The organism is Streptomyces caniscabiei (assembly GCF_014930365.1).
Lineage (GTDB): Bacteria > Actinomycetota > Actinomycetes > Streptomycetales > Streptomycetaceae > Streptomyces > Streptomyces caniscabiei.
In genome coordinates this window covers 303,504-319,744 of the sequence record NZ_JABXWI010000004.1, presented here as the reverse complement: position 1 = coordinate 319,744, position 16,241 = coordinate 303,504, and the positions used below count along the sequence as shown (strand labels likewise).

Genomic DNA, 16,241 nt, shown 5'->3' with positions numbered 1-16,241 from the left:
CCGGTCATGGGCGGGCGGGGCCGTGGTCCGGGAACGGTCGGGCGGGGCCGCGGTTCGGGAACGGTCCGCTGGGGAAGGGCTGTTCGGCGGATCCGCGGGGCAGCCAGGACAGTTCCACCGCGGAGCGGAGCATCGGCAGCACGGGCGTGCGCAGGCCGAGGGCGAGGTCCTCGTGCAGGCGGGTGCTCCCGTCCAGGAACCGCAGCAGCCGTTCCGCCGGCACCCGTGAGAACAGCCGGGTGAAGAAGGCGGCGCCGTCGACCCGGCCGCTGTCCAGGGCCCTCAGCAGCACCGCGTCCATCGCGCGCGAGCGGGCCGAGTGGGCGGGGGGAGGCGAGGGGTTCCGGCCCGCGCGCAGCGCCGCGGCGATCGCCCGGCTCTGCCGCTGGATCGCGGAGAACGTGTAGCCGGTGGACGGCCGCGTGGCGCCTCCGGCCGTGCCGATACGGAACACCGAGGGCCCCGACCGGCGCTCGAAGCGGGCGTCGGTCATGGGGATCACCCCGCTCTCCGTCGCGACGACGTCGAAGTCGCCGAGGCCGAGCACCTCTTCGCCGTAGCGGCGCAGCGCGGTGTCGTAGGAGTCGCGGGGCAGGACGGCACCGGAGAACTCGGTGTACTCCACCAGTGCCCGGTCGGGGCCGGTGGGCAGGACATAGCCGAAGGCGAGTCCGCCGGGCGGCTGCGGCACCCGGAAGTCCATGAACTCCACCGTGCCGCTGTCGAAGACGGGGCGGCCGGTGCGGACGAACCAGCCGTGGAAGTGCTGCAACAGGGTGGTGCGGGCGGCGGGCAGGCTCCCGAGGGGCCGGGAGTCGAAGACCCAGCGGGCGCGGACGGTCACGGGGGAGCCCTCGCCGGACCGGGCGCGGATCTCGGCCCCTCCGGCGACGCCGTCCACCGTCTCCACGGCCGCCTCCAGACGGCGCACTTCCTCGGCGCGGGACAGGTGGCGCGTGACGAGATCCTCGAAGTCGTCGGAGCGGAGCATCTTGTAGGTCAGGGGCGCGATGTCCTCCTGGAGGATCCGGCCCTCGGGGGTACGCATCCGCAGCCGCCGCCAGACGGCGCTGAGGGCGTCGTCGTAGGGGCCGGGTCCCTTCTCCCAGAAGCACCAGGTGCGGCTCGGGGGACGCAGCGGGCCGGGGGGCGCGTCCAGCAGGATCACCGACAGGCGCCGGGCACCGGGGGCGCGCCGGCACAGCCGGTGGGCCAGGGACAGGCCGGCCGCGCCGGCGCCCACGATGGCCACGTCAGCTTCCAGCACCTGCGGCCCCCTCCTCGTCGTTCCCTGCCGCGCGCGGTCGGCCCCGCGCAAGCTTTCCGTCTCGGGAGCGGCCCCGGTGGCAGGCACGACCGACGGGGAGCGGGTTCCCCGCCGGGCGCGGACCTCGCACGGCGCTCCGGTTCCAGCCGGTGCGCTGATCACGCATCGATCACGCATCGATTCGCCGGTCAGGCCGAACGGTCCAGGACCCCTTCCTCCCGGAGCCGGTGGCCCAGGCTCCGCAGTCCGCGCCGCGCGTGGCTCTTGACGGTGCCCAGCGGCCAGCCGGTGACCTCGGCGATCTGGGTCTGCGTCAGGTCGTCGTAGAAGGCCAGGGTCAGCACCAGGCGCTGCGGGGCCGGGATCCTGGTGAACTCGCGGCCGATCAGAACCCGGTCGAGCACCGCGTCGGGCAACGTGTCCGCCCGTGCGGGCGCCTCCGCCATGCGCGCCCCGGCCGCCGCCACGAGCTCGGCCCGCCGCGTCCGCGCCGCCAGCGCGTCGGCGATCTTGCGGCGGGTGATGCCGACCAGCCAGGCACCCAGCGGGCCGCGCTCCGGGGCGTACCCGGCGCGACCGCGCCACGCGGCGAGGAAGACGGACTGCCTGACGTCCTCCGCCTCCCGGGCGTCGCCGAGGGAGCGCCTGGCCAGGGTGAACACCAGGGGGCCCCACCGGTGGTAGACGGCGGTCAGGCTGCCCTCGTCCCCGGCCACGAAACCGGCCGCCAGGTCCTCGCACGCGGCGGAGTCGTCCGCCGGGGCGCCGGTCGGCACGCCGTCGTGGGTGGGCCTGGTGGCCTGCTGTGCAGTCATGGCGTCTGCTCCTTGTGCGGGCTGGGTCCGTCGCCCCCAGGGGGTGACGGGCGTGCTTGCCGGGGCACCCGTTCCGTCCGAGCCGGGCTCCGGTCGCCGGCTGCTGCAACTCCTCCACCCTGCGAGGGCCGAACCGAGGGAGACAACTTGCATCGCCTGTGCAGCGCTTTGCGTCGGACCGCCGCGCGCCCGTCGTACGCACGGCGCTCGGAGCGCGAACCGGCCGCACGTTTTCACCCCTTCGGCGCATCCGTGCGCGCCTCCGCCACGGAAGGCGTTGAAGCAGACACCGCTGTTGCCGGCGACGGAAGGAACCCCGATGGGCCCCAGCGACGCGAAGGACCACCCCGCGGCAGCGCCACCGCCCGGGGCCTCTGAGGAGGTCCCGTCACAGGTACCGGCGGACGCGTGCGAGCCGCACGCCGTCGACCGCGACGTGCCCGGCGCCGTGCGACGCGTGCTGGCGGGCCTGCTCGCGGAGCGCACCGAACGGGCCGCCGCGCTCGACCCGGTCTTCGCGGCGGACCTGGCCGAGCGCGTCGCACGCTTCGCCCTGGACGGAGGCAAGCTCATGCGCCCGCGCTTCGTCTGGTGGGCCCTGCGCGCCTGCGGGGGAGGGGCCGCCGAGACGGAGGCCGCCCTGCGCGTCGGCGCCGCCCTCGAACTGATCCAGACCTGCGCGCTCGTCCACGACGACGTCATGGACGGCTCCCGGCTGCGCCGCGGACGGCTCGCCCTGCACGCCGACGTCGCCGCGCAGTACGCCGACGTCACGGAGCCGGCCCACGGAGCGCGGTTCGGCGAGGCCGCGGCGATCCTCGCCGGAGACCTGGCCCTCGCCTGGGCCGACGACATCGTGGCCGACACCAGGGCGGCACCGGCCGCGGAGCGCACCGTCCGCGAGCTGTGGAGCACCATGCGCACCGAGATGGTGGCCGGGCAGTACCTGGACATCCAGGGCCAGGCCACCTCCTCCAGGTCCCTGGCCCGCGCGATCCGCGCCGCCTGCCTGAAGAGCGCCCTGTACTCGGTGGAGCGCCCCCTGGCCCTCGGCGCCGCGCTGGCCGGCGCGGACGCCGCACGCACCCGGGCCCTGTGCTCGGCCGGCCGGTGCGTCGGCATCGCCTTCCAGCTCCGGGACGACCTCGGCGACGTCTTCGGCGGCCCCCGGCACGCGGGCAAACCCACCGGCGGCGACATCCGGGCCGGCAAGCCCACCTACCTCGTCGCCGTGGCACAGGCGCGGGCCGAGGCGACCGACGACCGGCGCGCCCTCGCGCTGCTGCGCCGGTCGCTCGGCCGAGCCGATCTGTCCGAGCCCCGTCTCGCCGAGGTCCGCGACGTCCTGGTCCGCACCGGCGCCCGTGACATCGTCGAGGCGAAGATCGAACGTCTGGTCGCCCAGGGCCTGCGGCATCTGGAGTCCGCCCCGCTGGAGGCGGAGGGCCGGCTGCGGCTGCGGGAACTGCTGCACACCACGGCCGGCGACCCGCCACCACCGTCCCCGTCCTCCGCCCCGCACGGACCCCCGGACGGCGTGCCGGTCTCGCTGCTGCTGGGCGCCGCCGAGGGAGCCGCCCGGTGACCAGGACCGTTCCCGGGCGCACCGACCACGTCGTGGTCGTCGGCGCCGGACTCTCCGGCCTGGCGGCCACCCTGCACCTCCTCGGCGCCGGCCGCCGGGTCACCCTCGTCGAGCGCGACACGCTGCCCGGCGGGCGCGCCGGACGCCTGGAGCGCGGCGGCTACCGCATCGACACCGGCCCCACCGTGCTGACCATGCCCGACCTCGCCGACGAGGCCTTCGCCGCCGTGGGCACGACCCTGCGCGAACGGGTCGACCTCATCCCCCTGCACCCCGCCTACCGGGCCCTGTTCGCCGACGGCAGCGGCATCGACGTCCACACCGACCCCGACGCCATGGAGGCCGAGGTCGAACGCTTCGCGGGCGCCGGGGAGGCCGCGGGCTACCGGCGGCTGCGCGGCTGGCTGGAGCGGCTGTACCGGGCGCAGATGAGGCGCTTCATCGACACCAACTTCGACTCCCCCCTCCAACTGCTCACCCCTGACCTCGCGCGGCTCGCCGCGCTCGGCGGCTTCGGACGGCTGGACGCGCGGATCGGCCGCCACCTGCGCGACGAACGCCTGCGCAGGGTCTTCTCCTTCCAGGCGCTGTACGCGGGCGTCCCGCCGGCACGGGCACTCGCCGCGTACGCCGTGATCGCCTACATGGACACCGTGGCCGGCGTGTACTTCCCCCGCGGCGGGATGCACGCCCTGCCGCGGGCGATGGCCGACGCCGCCGCCGAGGCAGGCGCCGACCTGCGGTTCGGGCAGGACGTCGTCCGGCTGGAACGCTCCGGCGACCGCGTCACCGCCGTGGTCACCGCGCACGAGCGCATCGCCTGCGACGCCGTCGTCCTCACGCCCGACCTGCCCGTCGCCTACGCCCTCCTCGGCCGGCCGCCCCGCCGTCCGCTGCGGATCAGACACGCGCCGTCGGCCGTCGTGCTGCACGCCGGCACCGACCGGACCTGGCCCCAACTCGCCCACCACACCCTGTCCTTCGGCACCGAGTGGCGCCGCACCTTCGACGAACTCACCCGCACCGGCGAGCTGATGAGCGACCCGTCGCTGCTGATCACCCGCCCCACCGCCACCGACCCGACGCTCGCCCCGCCGGGCCACCACCTGCACTACATCCTCGCGCCCTGCCCCAACACCGACATCGGCCCCGACGCCGCCGCGTGGGGCGACCTCGCTCCCCGCTACCGCGACAGCGTCCTGCGGGAGCTGGAACGACGAGGCTTCGACGGCCTCGCCGACGCCGTCCAGGAACAGGCCCTCGTCACCCCGGCCGACTGGCACGCCCAGGGGCACGCCGCGGGCACCCCCTTCTCCGCCGCCCACACCTTCGCGCAGACCGGCCCGTTCCGGCCGCGCAACCTCGTACGCGGCACCGCCAACGCCGTACTCGCCGGCTGCGGCACCACCCCCGGCGTCGGCGTGCCGACCGTCCTGCTGTCCGGCAAGCTCGCCGCCGCCCGGATCACCGGCCGGCACACGGCCCCCGCCCCCAGGCGCCGACGCACCGCGTCGGCCGCACCGGAAGGAACCCCCTCATGACCGCCCGCGAACTCGACGCGGCGGGCATCACCGAGCCGGTGCTGCGCGACGCCTACGCGCGCTGCCGCCGCCTCAACGCCCGGCACGGCAGGACCTACTTCCTCGCCACCCGGCTGCTGCCCGTGGAACGCCGCCCCGCCGTGCACGCGCTCTACGGGTTCGCCCGCTGGGCCGACGACATCGTCGACTCCCTGGACACCGCCGCGCCGCCGCACCGCCGCGCGGCGGACCTCGCACTCCTCCACGAACGCCTGGAGCGCGGCCTGCGCGACGGCGACCCCCGAAGCGGAGACGGGGGTGACTCCGTCGAGCCGGTCGTCCTCGCGCTCGCCGACACGGCCCGGCGCTACGCCATCGACCACCGGCACTTCGGCGACTTCATGGCCTCCATGCGCAGCGACCTGGAGGTCACCGACTACCCGACCTACGCCGACCTGCGCGCCTACATGCACGGCTCCGCCGCCGTGATCGGGCTCCAGATGCTGCCGATCCTCGGGACGGTCGCCCCGCGCGAGGAGGCCGCCCCGCACGCAGCCGCCCTCGGCGTGGCCTTCCAGCTGACCAACTTCCTGCGCGACGTCGGCGAGGACCTCGACCGGGGCCGCCTCTACCTGCCCGCCGATCTGCTCGGCGCGCACGGAGTGGACCGGGAGCTGCTGTCGTGGAGCCGCAGCACCGGCCGGCGCGACCCGCGGATCACCGAGGCGCTACGGGCCTTCGAGGACCTCACCCGGGGCGTCTACCGCGAGGCCGCCCCCGGCCTCGCCCTGCTCGACCCCGTCTCCCGCCCCTGCATCCGCACCGCGTTCGTGCTGTACGGCGGCATCCTGGACGCCGTCGCCCGCGACGGGTACGCCGTGCTGCACCGCCGGTCCGTGGTCCCCCGCCGCCGCCGCGCCGCGGTGGCCGTCGACGGGCTCGTACGTCTGGCGGCGGCACGGGCGGCCGCCCGTGCGGCGGCGCACGCCGGGACACGGCGGACGCCGGCGCGCGCCGGCGCATGGCGGACGGAACAGCCGGCGCCGGACGTGACGCCCGCCGCCGGGCACCAGCCGACGGCCGCCGGAGACGAGCCGACGGCCGCCGGGCACGAGCCGACCGCCGTCACCGTCTCGCCGGAACCGCTCCACGAGGAGGTCGCGTGAGCCCCCGACGTCCCGACCGCCGCCGACGGTATCCCCTGTCCCTGCGCCGCGACCCGGTGCCCTGGGAACGGCAGCGGCCCACCTGGCGCGAGGCCCGCCCGGCCGTGATCGCCGAAGCCCTCAAGCGCGCGCAGGCCCGCCCCTCGGGCAACTGGTACGTCGTCGGCGCGACCCGCGACATCCGGGACGACCGCCCGCTGGCCCGGACGATCGCCGGCCACGAGGTCGTCGTATGGCGGGCCGCGGACGGCCGCCTTGTCGCCGGGCCCGGCAGCTGCCCCCATCTGGGCGCGCCCCTGAAGGACAGCCCGGTGCGCTGCGGCACCCTGCTGTGCCACTGGCACGGACTCGCCCTGGACGGCGGCCCGTTCGCCGGCTGGGAGCCGCTGCCCGCCCACGACGACGGCGTGCTGGTGTGGGTGCGACTGGACGACGTGGGCGGCGAGCCACCGCTCGAAGCGCCGGTGGTGCCGACGCGGCCGGCCCGTGCGGCCTCGCTGACGGCGGTCTACGTCGGGGTCGGCGTCTGCGAGCCAGAGGACGTGGTCGCCAACCGGCTCGACCCGTGGCACGGCGCCTGGTTCCACCCGTACTCCTTCGTCGATCTGACGGTCGTCGACGCGCCCGCCGGGGAGGAGGACGGGTTCACGGTCGACGTGTCCTTCAAGCTCGGCGGGCGACTCGTCGTGCCGGTGCGGGCGGTGTTCACCGCGCCCGAGCCGCGCACGGTCGTCATGCGCATCACCGAGGGCGAGGGTGTGGGCTCGGTGGTGGAGACCCATGCGACACCGCTCGCCCCCGACGACCGGGGCAGGCCCCGGACGGCCGTGGTGGAGGCCGTCGTGGCCGCCTCGGACCGGCCCGGGTTCGCCCTGGCCCGCAAGGCGGCACCGCTGCTGCGGCCCCTCGTACGGGCCGCTGCGGGCCGCCTGTGGCGCGACGACCTCGCCTACGCGGAGCGGCGCCGGCACCTGCGCTCCACTGGGCGCTTCCCCGGCTGAACCGGCCGAACGAGGTCGAACGGGCCGAACGGCCGCCTGCGGCGCGGAAACCTCCGTACGCGCATCCGTTCGGCCGTGTCCGCCGGAAGACAAGCCGGGTGGGCGTCCCCGGCTCGCCGACTTCACCCGGCCCGCTGGCCCACCCAGGGGGCGGAAGGAGGCGGGAACATGTCGGAGCGGCTGACGCCCGGTCCGGTGGCGCCCGTCCCGAGCCGCCCGAACGCCGCGCTCGCGCCGGAACCGGACGCGGAACCGCCCCGGCACGGGGTGACGACGGGCTTCCTCGCGCGCAGGCTGGGCGTGTCACCGACGACGCTGCGCTCCTGGGACCGCCGCTACGGCCTGGGGCCCGCCGTACGGGCCGAGGGCCGCCAGCGTCGCTGGTCGCCCGACGACGTGGCGATGCTGCAGGAGATGTGCCGGCTGACGGCAGCGGGAGTGCCCCCGGCGGAGGCTGCCCGCGCCGCCATCGAGCGGGCCCGGGGGCGAGCCGCCGCCGAGATGACCGTCGTCCCACCGGCCGCGCGCGCAGGCGACGTCGACCATGCCGAACCGGCCGGGCCCCCGGCCCTCGTCCCGCCGCCCGAACCGGCCGGCTCGCCCGTACCCGACGCGCCGCCCGTACCCGACGCGCCACCCGAACGCGCCGCCCCGAGTGTGTGGGCGCGGCGCGGTCGTTCCCCGGCCTCCGCCCTGCCCCTGGGCGACGTGCGCCAGGAGTGCCGCGGTCTGGCCCGTGCCGCCGTCCGGCTGGACGCGGCGGCCGTGCAGGAACAACTCCGGGCCGTGGTGCGCGCCCACGGGCTCGTCGTCGCGTGGGAGGAGGTGATGGCGCCCACCCTGCGCGCGGTCGGCCGCAAGTGGGAGTCCTCCGGCGACCGGTACGTGGAGGTCGAGCACCTGTTGTCCTGGCACATCTCCACCACGCTGCGGCACGTGTACCTCTCGGCGCCGCCGCCCGGGCAGGCCGCGCCCGTCCTGCTGGCCTGCCTGCCCGACGAACACCACACGCTGCCGCTGGAGGCGCTCGCCGCCGCGCTGGCGGAGCGGCACGTCCCGGTGCTGATGCTCGGTGGGGCGGTCCCGGCCGAGGCACTGGAGGGAGCCGTACGACGGGTCGCCCCGGCCGCGGTCGCGCTGTGGGCGCAGTCGCGGCCCACCGCCGCCCTGTCGCTGGCCCAGCGCGTCGCGGCGACCCGCTGGGGGATCAGGGGAGCGCGCAGACACAGTCCCGTCCTGCTGTGCGGCCCGGGGTGGGGGCGCCGTACCCCGGAGGAACTGCTGCGGCCGTCCGGACTGCACGACGCGGTGACCACGCTCGTCCCGCTCTCCGCGACGACGCGACCGTGAGCGTCGGCGCGGCGGTGCGAGTCGGCGCGACTGTGAGCGTCGACACGGAGGTGGGAGTTTGCGCGGTGGGTCCGCGCCTCAGTCGCCGCCGGTCCTCAGTCGCCGGTCCCGTCGCGTCGGCAGTACAGGAAGAGATGGGGTTCGGGACCGGCGTCCGGATGGTCCGGGGTGAAGACGGCGTCGTGGCGGGACAGGACCGTCAGCCCCGCCGCCTCCACCATGGCGACGACGCCCTCCGCGGCGAAGCTGGTCGCGCGGACCGGCCGGCCCATGAAGACCACCTCGACGCCCTCCACGTCCGCGGGCACGGTGGCCAGCACCAGATGCCCACCCGGCCGGAGGGCGCGGGCGAGGCGCCGCGTCAGCGCCGACTGCTCGGCACGGGTCATCTGCAGCAGCGAGAAGAACACGCACACGCCGTCGAACACGTCGGCGTCCAGGGGCAGATCGCGGATGTCGCCGCGGCGGAACTCGGCCCCGGGAACCTGCCGGGCGGCGATGTCGACCATGACGGGCGAGACGTCCACGCCCACCACGGAGTGGCCCGCCTCGACCAGCGAGGCCGCCGTCGGCCGCCCGGTGCCGCTGCCCACGTCCAGCGTCCGCGCGGCCGGCGGCAGTCGCTCGATCAGCCACCGGAGGGCGGACAGATGGGCGGGAGCATGGGCGAACGCCTTCTCGTAGGCGGGTCCCAGCGCGTCGAACAGCACGGCGGCGGGCGGCCGTTGGTCCTCGTGCCTCACGTCGACGTCCCTTCGCTGTCCCGTCGCTCACCGACCCGTATCGTCGCACCCGCCGCGCACGGTCACAACGGGCGCCCGGTGCGCGTGCGTCCCGACGGGCCCGGCAGGGGAGAATGAGCTCCGTACTCAACGGTCGACCTTTGCGGAGGAGCGGGGAAATGCAGAACGCGCGAGCGGGACAGGTCGCCGGGCCCGAGGACCTCATCGACGTGGCCCGTCTGGTCACGGCGTACTACGCGCTCCATCCCGACCCGGCCGATCCCGGGCAGCGGGTGGCGTTCGGCACCTCGGGACACCGCGGCTCCTCCCTCGCGGCGGCGTTCAACGAGGACCACATCGCCGCCACCAGCCAGGCCATCTGTGAATACCGCGCCGCCCAGGGCACCGACGGCCCCCTCTTCCTCGGCGCCGACACCCACGCCCTCTCCGAGCCCGCGCGGATCACGGCACTGGAGGTCTTCGCCGCCAACGACGTGACCGTCCTCATCGACCAGGCCGACGGCTACACACCCACTCCGGCGGTCTCGCTCGCCATCCTCACCCACAACCGCGGCCGTACGTCCGGCCTCGCGGACGGCGTGGTGGTCACCCCGTCGCACAACCCGCCCGCCGACGGCGGTTTCAAGTACAACCCGCCGAGCGGCGGACCGGCCGGTTCCGACGCGACCTCCTGGATCCAGGACCGGGCCAACGACATCATCGCGGGCGGCCTGAAGGACGTACGGCGCATCCCGTACGCCCGTGCCCTGGCCGCCCCCGGCACCGGCCGCCACGACTTCCTCGGGGCCTACGTGGCGGACCTGCCGAGCGTCCTGGACCTGGACGCGATCCGTGCCGCCGGCGTACGCATCGGCGCCGACCCGCTCGGCGGCGCCTCGGTCGCCTACTGGGGCCGCATCGCCGATCAGCACCGGCTCGACCTCACGGTGGTGAACCCGCTCACCGACCCCACCTGGCGCTTCATGACGCTGGACTGGGACGGCAAGATCCGCATGGACTGCTCCTCCCCGTACGCCATGGCCTCCCTCATCGAGCGGCGCGACCGGTTCGACATCGCGACCGGCAACGACGCCGACGCCGACCGGCACGGGATCGTCACGCCGGACGGGGGCCTGATGAACCCCAACCACTATCTGGCCGTGGCGATCTCGTACCTCTTCTCGCACCGCGAGCAGTGGCCGGCGGGCGCCGGGATCGGCAAGACCCTGGTGTCGTCCAGCATGATCGACCGGGTCGCCGCGGACGTCGGCCGCGAGCTGGTCGAAGTCCCGGTCGGCTTCAAGTGGTTCGTGGACGGCCTGTCCGACGGCAGCCTCGGCTTCGGCGGCGAGGAGTCGGCCGGCGCGTCCTTCCTGCGCCGCGACGGGTCGGTGTGGACCACCGACAAGGACGGCGTCATCCTGGCGCTGCTCGCCTCGGAGATCACGGCCGTCACCGGCAAGACCCCCTCGCAGCACTACGCCGAGCTCACCGAACGGTTCGGCGCCCCCGCCTACGCGCGCGTCGACGCCCCGGCGTCCCGCGAGGAGAAGGCGCTGCTCGCCAAGTTGTCCCCGAGCCAGGTCACCGCCGACACCCTCGCCGGTGAGCCGGTGACCTCGGTCCTCACCGAAGCCCCCGGCAACGGCGCCGCCCTCGGCGGCATCAAGGTCGCCACGGCCAACGCCTGGTTCGCCGCCCGTCCTTCGGGCACGGAGGACGTCTACAAGATCTACGGCGAGTCCTTCCTCGGCCCGGACCACCTGCGCCGCGTCCAGGACGAGGCCAGGTCGGTGGTGCTCACGGCCCTGGGCGGCTGACGCGCGGGCACCCGGGGGCGTGCGGGCGGGGTGGAACGCCGCCCCCGGCACCCCCGGGTGCCGGGTCAGCCCGCCGCGGGGTACACGCGGGTCACCTTGCCGTTCGGGTCGGCCTCCAGATATCCGGACTGGTTGTACTCGTCGCTCAGGTAGACGGCCATCCCGGCCGGAGTGTCGAAGATGTCGTTGGGCTGTCGCACCAGCAGGTAACGGTTCACCGGATCGGGGACGTTGAGCTTCTTCTCCGCCTGCTTCAGGAGTGCGGGGACCTTGTCCCAGTCGAAGTCGTCGAGGCTGACGGGCTGTTCGCCGCCGGCGAGGGTGCCCTTGATGATGCCCTTCTCCACGCCCCGCCCCGGGCGGTAGGTGTAGGTGTCGTACTTGGTGTCACTGCCGTCGACCATGAGCTGGGCCGACACATAGTCCGGGTAGACCGAGAAGTCCCCGTACCGGTCGCGGCCGGTCTCCTTCTCGAACGCCTTGATCGCCGTGCGGATGCCGTCCGGGGTCAGCATGCCGCCGGTCACGACGTCGTCCGGCTGCTCCGTCTCCGGGGCCTCGGTCGGTGAGGCGTCGTCGGTCGGCGTGGCGGCGGCCTGCGACTGCGACTGCGACTGGGACTGCGACGTCGAGGTCGACCTGGTCGGCTGGACGGTGGCGTTCGCGTCACCGGTGTCGTCGAGGGGCAGCAGCCACCACAGCAGGACCAGGACACCGGCCAGCGACACGCCCGAGATGCTCAGCAGGGCGCCGAGACGCGGCCCGCGCCGCTGTGCCCCGTTCACGGGCGCGGTCACCGGCTGGTACGACACCTTCCCCGGCAGCGACTGGACCAGCGGCGGCTGACCCGGCGGTGTGTGCATGGGTGGGGTCCGGTCGAACGGCGGGTGGACCGAGGGTGTCAGCGCCGGCGGCGGACCGAAGCCCGCCGCGGTGACATGCGTCGTACCCGGGGCGCCCGTCCCGACCCCGGTGGCGGGGGTCGGCGGGGTCAGCGGGTACGACGTGGGCTCGTCCCACACGGCCGGTCCCGTCGGACCCGCCGGCCCCGACTCGACCTCGGCGAGTCGCCGGTCCAGTTCGGCCGCCGACGGCCGTGCCGCCGGGTCCCGCACGAGCACGCTCATCAGGACGTCGCCCAGGGCACCGGCGTGCCGGGGAGGCGCCACGTCGTCGTTGAGGACCGCGGCGAGCGTGGCCAGGGTGGAGCCCCGGCGCAGCGGGTGGTGGCCCTCCACGGCGGCGTACAGCATCATCGCCAGCGACCACAGGTCGGAGGCGGACCCGCCCTCCTGCCCCGATATGCGTTCCGGTGCCATGAAGTCCGGCGTTCCGATGACGGAGCCGGTGGCGGTGAGGCCGCTCGTCTCGCGGATCGCCGCGATACCGAAGTCGGTGAGGACGGGACGTCCGTCGGGACGCAGCAGGACGTTGGCCGGCTTGACGTCCCGGTGCTGGATGCCGGCGTCGTGCGCGGCGGTCAGCGCGCCCAGCACCTGCCGGCCGAGCCGTGCGGCCTCGGCCGGCGGCATCGGGCCCTCGGCCAGCCGGTCGGCCAGCGAGCCGCCGCTGACCAGTTCCATCACGATCCACGGGTAGGTGCCCTCACCGCCGTCGACGATGTGGTGGATGGTGACGACGTTCGGATGGTCGATGCGGGCCAGCGCCCTGGCCTCGCGCAGCACCCGCTCCCGCAGGGTCCGCGCGCCCTCGGGGTCGTACTCGGCGAGGTCCCGGTCGGGCGGGCGGACCTCCTTGACGGCCACGAGCCTGTGCAGCACCAGGTCCCTGGCCCGCCAGACGGTCCCCATCCCACCCCCGCCGAGACGGGTCTCCAACTCGAAGCGCCCGTCGACGACTCGTCTTCCGGGGCCTCTGTCGTCCTCGTTCATGGGCGGGAGCATAGTGGCAGCAACCGACAGCATTCGCCGCCAGGTGGTCAGCCGCCCGCCGGCCGGGTCGACGGGGACGCGGAGGTGCCGCGTCCGCGGTAGACCAGGTAGGGGCGGACGAGGTAGCCGACCGGTGCGCTCCACACGTGCACGAGCCGGGTGAACGGCCAGGCGGCGAAGAGGAGGCAGGCGCTGAGGGCGTGCAGTTGGAACAGCGGCGGTGCCCCGGCGATCGCCTCCGGCTGGGGCTGGAGGGTGAACAGGCCCCGGAACCACACGGAGACGGTGGAGCGGTAGTCGTAGCCGCCGCCGAACACGTTGTGGGCGGTGGTGGCGGTGATGCCGAGCAGGACGGTGGCGGACAGCAGCGGGAACAGCAGCTTGTCGCCGCGGTCGGTGGTGAGGCGGATCCTGCGGGTCAGCAGACGCCGGGCGCACAGCATGCCGAGCCCGACGACCATCGCCGCGCCCGCCACCGACCCCGCCCAGACGGCGGTCGTGTGATAGGCGTGCTCGGAGATCCCGGCCCCCTCCGTCCAGGACGCGGGCACCGCGAGGCCCACCACGTGGCCCGCGACGACCATGAAGGTCCCCAGGTGGAACAGCGGGCTGCCCCAGCGCAGCCAGCGGTGTTCGAGGAGCTGACTGGTGTGGGTGGTCCAGCCGAACTGGTCGTGGCGGTAGCGCCACACATGGCCGACGGTGAACACGGCGAGACAGACGTACGGGAAGGCCACCCACAGCAGCAGATCGGCGCCGCTCGTCGCGGCCAGGGTGGTGTCCGGGGCGTTCATCGGGGGCCTTCCGGGGACGAGAGGGGCGGCATACGGGTGGGTGGTGCCTGCTCGGGCGGTACGAAGGCGGCCGGCGGCGCGAACTCGCCCGCGCCGTACGTCCCGTAGGGGTCGAGGCCGACGTCCTCCTCGGGCGGCCCCTGCGCGGCCAGCTCGGCGACCGCCTTCAGATCGGCCTCGGTGGGCGGCGGCAGGAGGGTGAGCAGGGCGGCGAGGACGTGCCGGTACGGCGAGTCGGCGTCGGTCAGGGCGTGGTGGATGAGTTCCAGGCCCCGCCGGTGCTGACGTAGCGGCGCCTGTCCCGTCCGGGGCCCGGCGAGGGCGGCGAACTCCAGCACCACGGGGAGGTGGTCGGGGAGTTCGCCGGTGTCGGCGTCCCAGCCCGCCGCCCGGTACCGCTGGTGCAGCGTGAGCAGGGCCATGCCCCGTCGGCGGGTGTCGCCGTGCAGGTAGTAGGTCAGGTACAGGCTGCTCCTACGGCGCAGGTCGAACATCTCCACGTAGTGGCGCTGCGGCCCGTCCGGTCCCTGGGCGGCGAACCAGGTCGTGAACGCGGCCAGGCGCGTCGCGGCGGGGGAGGGCGGCAACGCCGCGACCGTCGCAGCCAACTCGGGCCCGGCTTCCGTGAGTTCGCGGTCCGGGTACTGGAGCAGCAGGGAGCACAGCCGCAGCAGCAGCGGGAGGGCCTCGGCCTCCTCGCGGGTGGCGCGGGACGGGCGGCGCACGGCGGCCCGGACGCGAGTGCGGACGAGGGCGGGGATCGTCGCCGGCAGTGGGCTCACGAGTGGCCTCCGGTGGTGGTGTCGCGGCGCAGGGTGGGCAGGCCGAGCAGCACGCGGCGGCCGGACCGCTGGTCGCCGGGGGCCTCGACGGGACAGCGGTTCTCCACCGCGCTCAGCGCGGCACCGTCCTCCTTGTGGGCGGCGGGGACGACGTACCGGTCGGCGTACTTCGCGACCGCGAGGAGCCGGTGCAGGTCCTCGGCGTCACGCCCGGTCATGCCGACGGCGTCGAGCACGGCCCGGTCGCCCTCCTCGCCCAGGGTGCGTGCACGCATGTACGAGCGCAGCGCGGTGAGTTTCATCAGCACCCCGGCGACGGCGTCGGTGTCCCCGGCGGTGAACAGCTCCGCCAGGTACTCCAGCGGGATGCGCAACCGGGTGACGGCGGCGAAGACATGGTCGGGGTCGTCCTGGTCGCCGCCGGCCGCGTCGACCGCGTCGAGGACCGGGGAGAGCGGGGGGACGTACCAGACCATCGGCAGGGTGCGGTACTCCGGGTGCAGCGGCAGGGCCACCCTGTGGCGCGCCACCAACTCGTAGACGGGGGAGCGGCGCGCGGCCTCCAGCCAGTCCTCGGGGATGCCCGACTCCCTTGCGGCGGTGACGACCTCGGGGTCCCGCGGGTCGAGGAACACACCCCGCTGCGCGTCCAGGAGGTCCCGCTCGTCCGGGGTGGCGGCGGCCTCGCCGACCCGGTCGGCGTCGTAGAGGAGCAGGCCGAGGTAGCGCAGGCGGCCGACGCAGGTCTCGGAGCAGACGGTGGGCTGCCCGGCCTCGACGCGCGGGAAGCAGAAGGTGCACTTCTCGGCCTTGCCGGTGGCGTGGTTGACGTACACCTTCTTGTACGGGCACGCCGTCACGCACATCCGCCAGCCCCGGCAGCGGTCCTGGTCGACGAGGACGATGCCGTCCTCGACCCGCTTGTACAGGGCGCCGGACGGACAGGCCGACACACAGGCCGGGTTGAGGCAGTGCTCGCACAGCCGGGGCAGGTGGAAGAGGAAGGTCTGCTCGAACTCGAACCGCACCTTCTCGGCCCACGCGCCGGTCAGGTTCGGGTCGCCGCCCGCGTGCTCGGGAGCGCCACCGAGGCCGTCCTCCCAGTTCGCGCCCCAGGTGACGGCGGTCGGCTTGCCGGTGAGCACCGAGCGGGGGCGGGCCACCGGCAGGTCCGGGCCGGCGGGGGCGCCGACCAGGTTGTCGTAGTCGTAGGTGACGGGCTCGTAGTAGTCCTCGATGGAGGGCAGATCGGGGTTGGAGAACAGGGACAGCAGCCGCTTCACGCGTCCGCCGGAGCGCAGGACGAGCCGTCCGCGGCGGTCGAGCATCCAGCCGCCCTTCCACTGCTCCTGGTCCTCGTAGCGGCGCGGGTAGCCGACGCCGGGTTTGGTCTCGACGTTGTTGAACCAGGCGTACTCGACCCCGGTGCGGTTGCTCCAGGTCTGCTTGCAGGTGACCGAGCAGGTGTGGCAGCCGATGCACTTGTCGAGGTTCATCACCATCGCCACCTGTGCCATGACCCTCATG

13 protein-coding genes are annotated in these 16,241 nt (G+C 74.8%); 6 read left to right on the top strand and 7 right to left on the bottom strand.

The genetic code is table 11. The features are described 5' to 3' along the window. Positions 1-4 precede the first annotated feature (4 nt). Positions 5-1,267, bottom strand: coding sequence for a lycopene cyclase family protein (locus HW837_RS13165; protein WP_193379692.1), 1,263 nt, complete (start codon positions 1,265-1,267; stop codon positions 5-7). A gap of 188 nt (positions 1,268-1,455) precedes the next feature. Next, positions 1,456-2,082 (bottom strand): RNA polymerase sigma factor, encoded by a 627-nt coding sequence (locus HW837_RS13160; protein WP_045561227.1) that lies wholly within the window; start codon positions 2,080-2,082, stop codon positions 1,456-1,458. Between the two features lie 319 nt (positions 2,083-2,401). On the opposite strand from HW837_RS13160, the gene HW837_RS13155 reads away from it, so the two are divergent. From HW837_RS13155 to HW837_RS13135, 5 genes are all read left to right on the top strand, one after another. Next, positions 2,402-3,667: a polyprenyl synthetase family protein gene (locus HW837_RS13155; protein ID WP_193379693.1), complete on the top strand. Its 1,266-nt coding sequence runs from the start codon at positions 2,402-2,404 to the stop codon at positions 3,665-3,667. Continuing rightward, entirely contained in the window at positions 3,664-5,208 is a 1,545-nt protein-coding gene (gene crtI / locus HW837_RS13150) for a phytoene desaturase family protein (RefSeq protein ID WP_193379694.1), read from the top strand. Before HW837_RS13155 ends, crtI begins: the two co-directional genes overlap by 4 nt. Then, positions 5,205-6,353 carry a phytoene/squalene synthase family protein gene (locus HW837_RS13145; RefSeq protein ID WP_237270156.1) on the top strand — a complete coding sequence of 383 codons (1,149 nt, stop codon included), beginning with the start codon at positions 5,205-5,207 and terminating at the stop codon, positions 6,351-6,353. The genes crtI and HW837_RS13145 overlap by 4 nt, the downstream gene beginning before the upstream one ends. Then, positions 6,350-7,354, top strand: a complete 1,005-nt coding sequence (locus HW837_RS13140; protein ID WP_045561224.1) for a Rieske (2Fe-2S) protein — start codon at positions 6,350-6,352, stop codon at positions 7,352-7,354. The genes HW837_RS13145 and HW837_RS13140 overlap by 4 nt, the downstream gene beginning before the upstream one ends. A 168-nt stretch (positions 7,355-7,522) precedes the next feature. Beyond that, the gene (locus tag HW837_RS13135; RefSeq protein WP_045561223.1) at positions 7,523-8,704 is read left to right on the top strand and encodes a MerR family transcriptional regulator; all 1,182 of its coding nucleotides are present in this window, start codon (positions 7,523-7,525) and stop codon (positions 8,702-8,704) included. A gap of 95 nt (positions 8,705-8,799) precedes the next feature. On the opposite strand, the gene HW837_RS13130 is transcribed toward HW837_RS13135, so the two are convergent. Then, the gene (locus tag HW837_RS13130) at positions 8,800-9,447 is read right to left on the bottom strand and encodes a class I SAM-dependent methyltransferase (RefSeq protein WP_193379695.1); all 648 of its coding nucleotides are present in this window, start codon (positions 9,445-9,447) and stop codon (positions 8,800-8,802) included. Positions 9,448-9,605: 158 nt separating this feature from the next. Here HW837_RS13130 and pgm point away from each other — a divergent pair, with 158 nt between their 5' ends. After that, on the top strand, positions 9,606-11,246 hold the full coding sequence (pgm, locus tag HW837_RS13125) for a phosphoglucomutase (alpha-D-glucose-1,6-bisphosphate-dependent) (protein WP_193379696.1): 1,641 nt from the start codon (positions 9,606-9,608) through the stop codon (positions 11,244-11,246). A gap of 65 nt (positions 11,247-11,311) precedes the next feature. Here pgm and HW837_RS13120 read toward each other — a convergent pair whose 3' ends face one another. From HW837_RS13120 to narH, 4 genes are read right to left on the bottom strand one after another with little or no spacing between them, the layout of a single operon-like run. After that, entirely contained in the window at positions 11,312-13,138 is a 1,827-nt protein-coding gene (locus HW837_RS13120) for a serine/threonine-protein kinase (protein WP_193379697.1), read from the bottom strand. A gap of 47 nt (positions 13,139-13,185) precedes the next feature. Continuing rightward, entirely contained in the window at positions 13,186-13,932 is a 747-nt protein-coding gene (narI, locus tag HW837_RS13115) for a respiratory nitrate reductase subunit gamma (RefSeq protein WP_045561219.1), read from the bottom strand. Next, positions 13,929-14,714 carry a nitrate reductase molybdenum cofactor assembly chaperone gene (narJ, locus tag HW837_RS13110; RefSeq protein ID WP_045561218.1) on the bottom strand — a complete coding sequence of 262 codons (786 nt, stop codon included), beginning with the start codon at positions 14,712-14,714 and terminating at the stop codon, positions 13,929-13,931. Before narJ ends, narI begins: the two co-directional genes overlap by 4 nt. Then, on the bottom strand, positions 14,711-16,240 hold the full coding sequence (narH, locus tag HW837_RS13105; RefSeq protein ID WP_045561217.1) for a nitrate reductase subunit beta: 1,530 nt from the start codon (positions 16,238-16,240) through the stop codon (positions 14,711-14,713). Before narH ends, narJ begins: the two co-directional genes overlap by 4 nt. Position 16,241 lies beyond the last annotated feature (1 nt).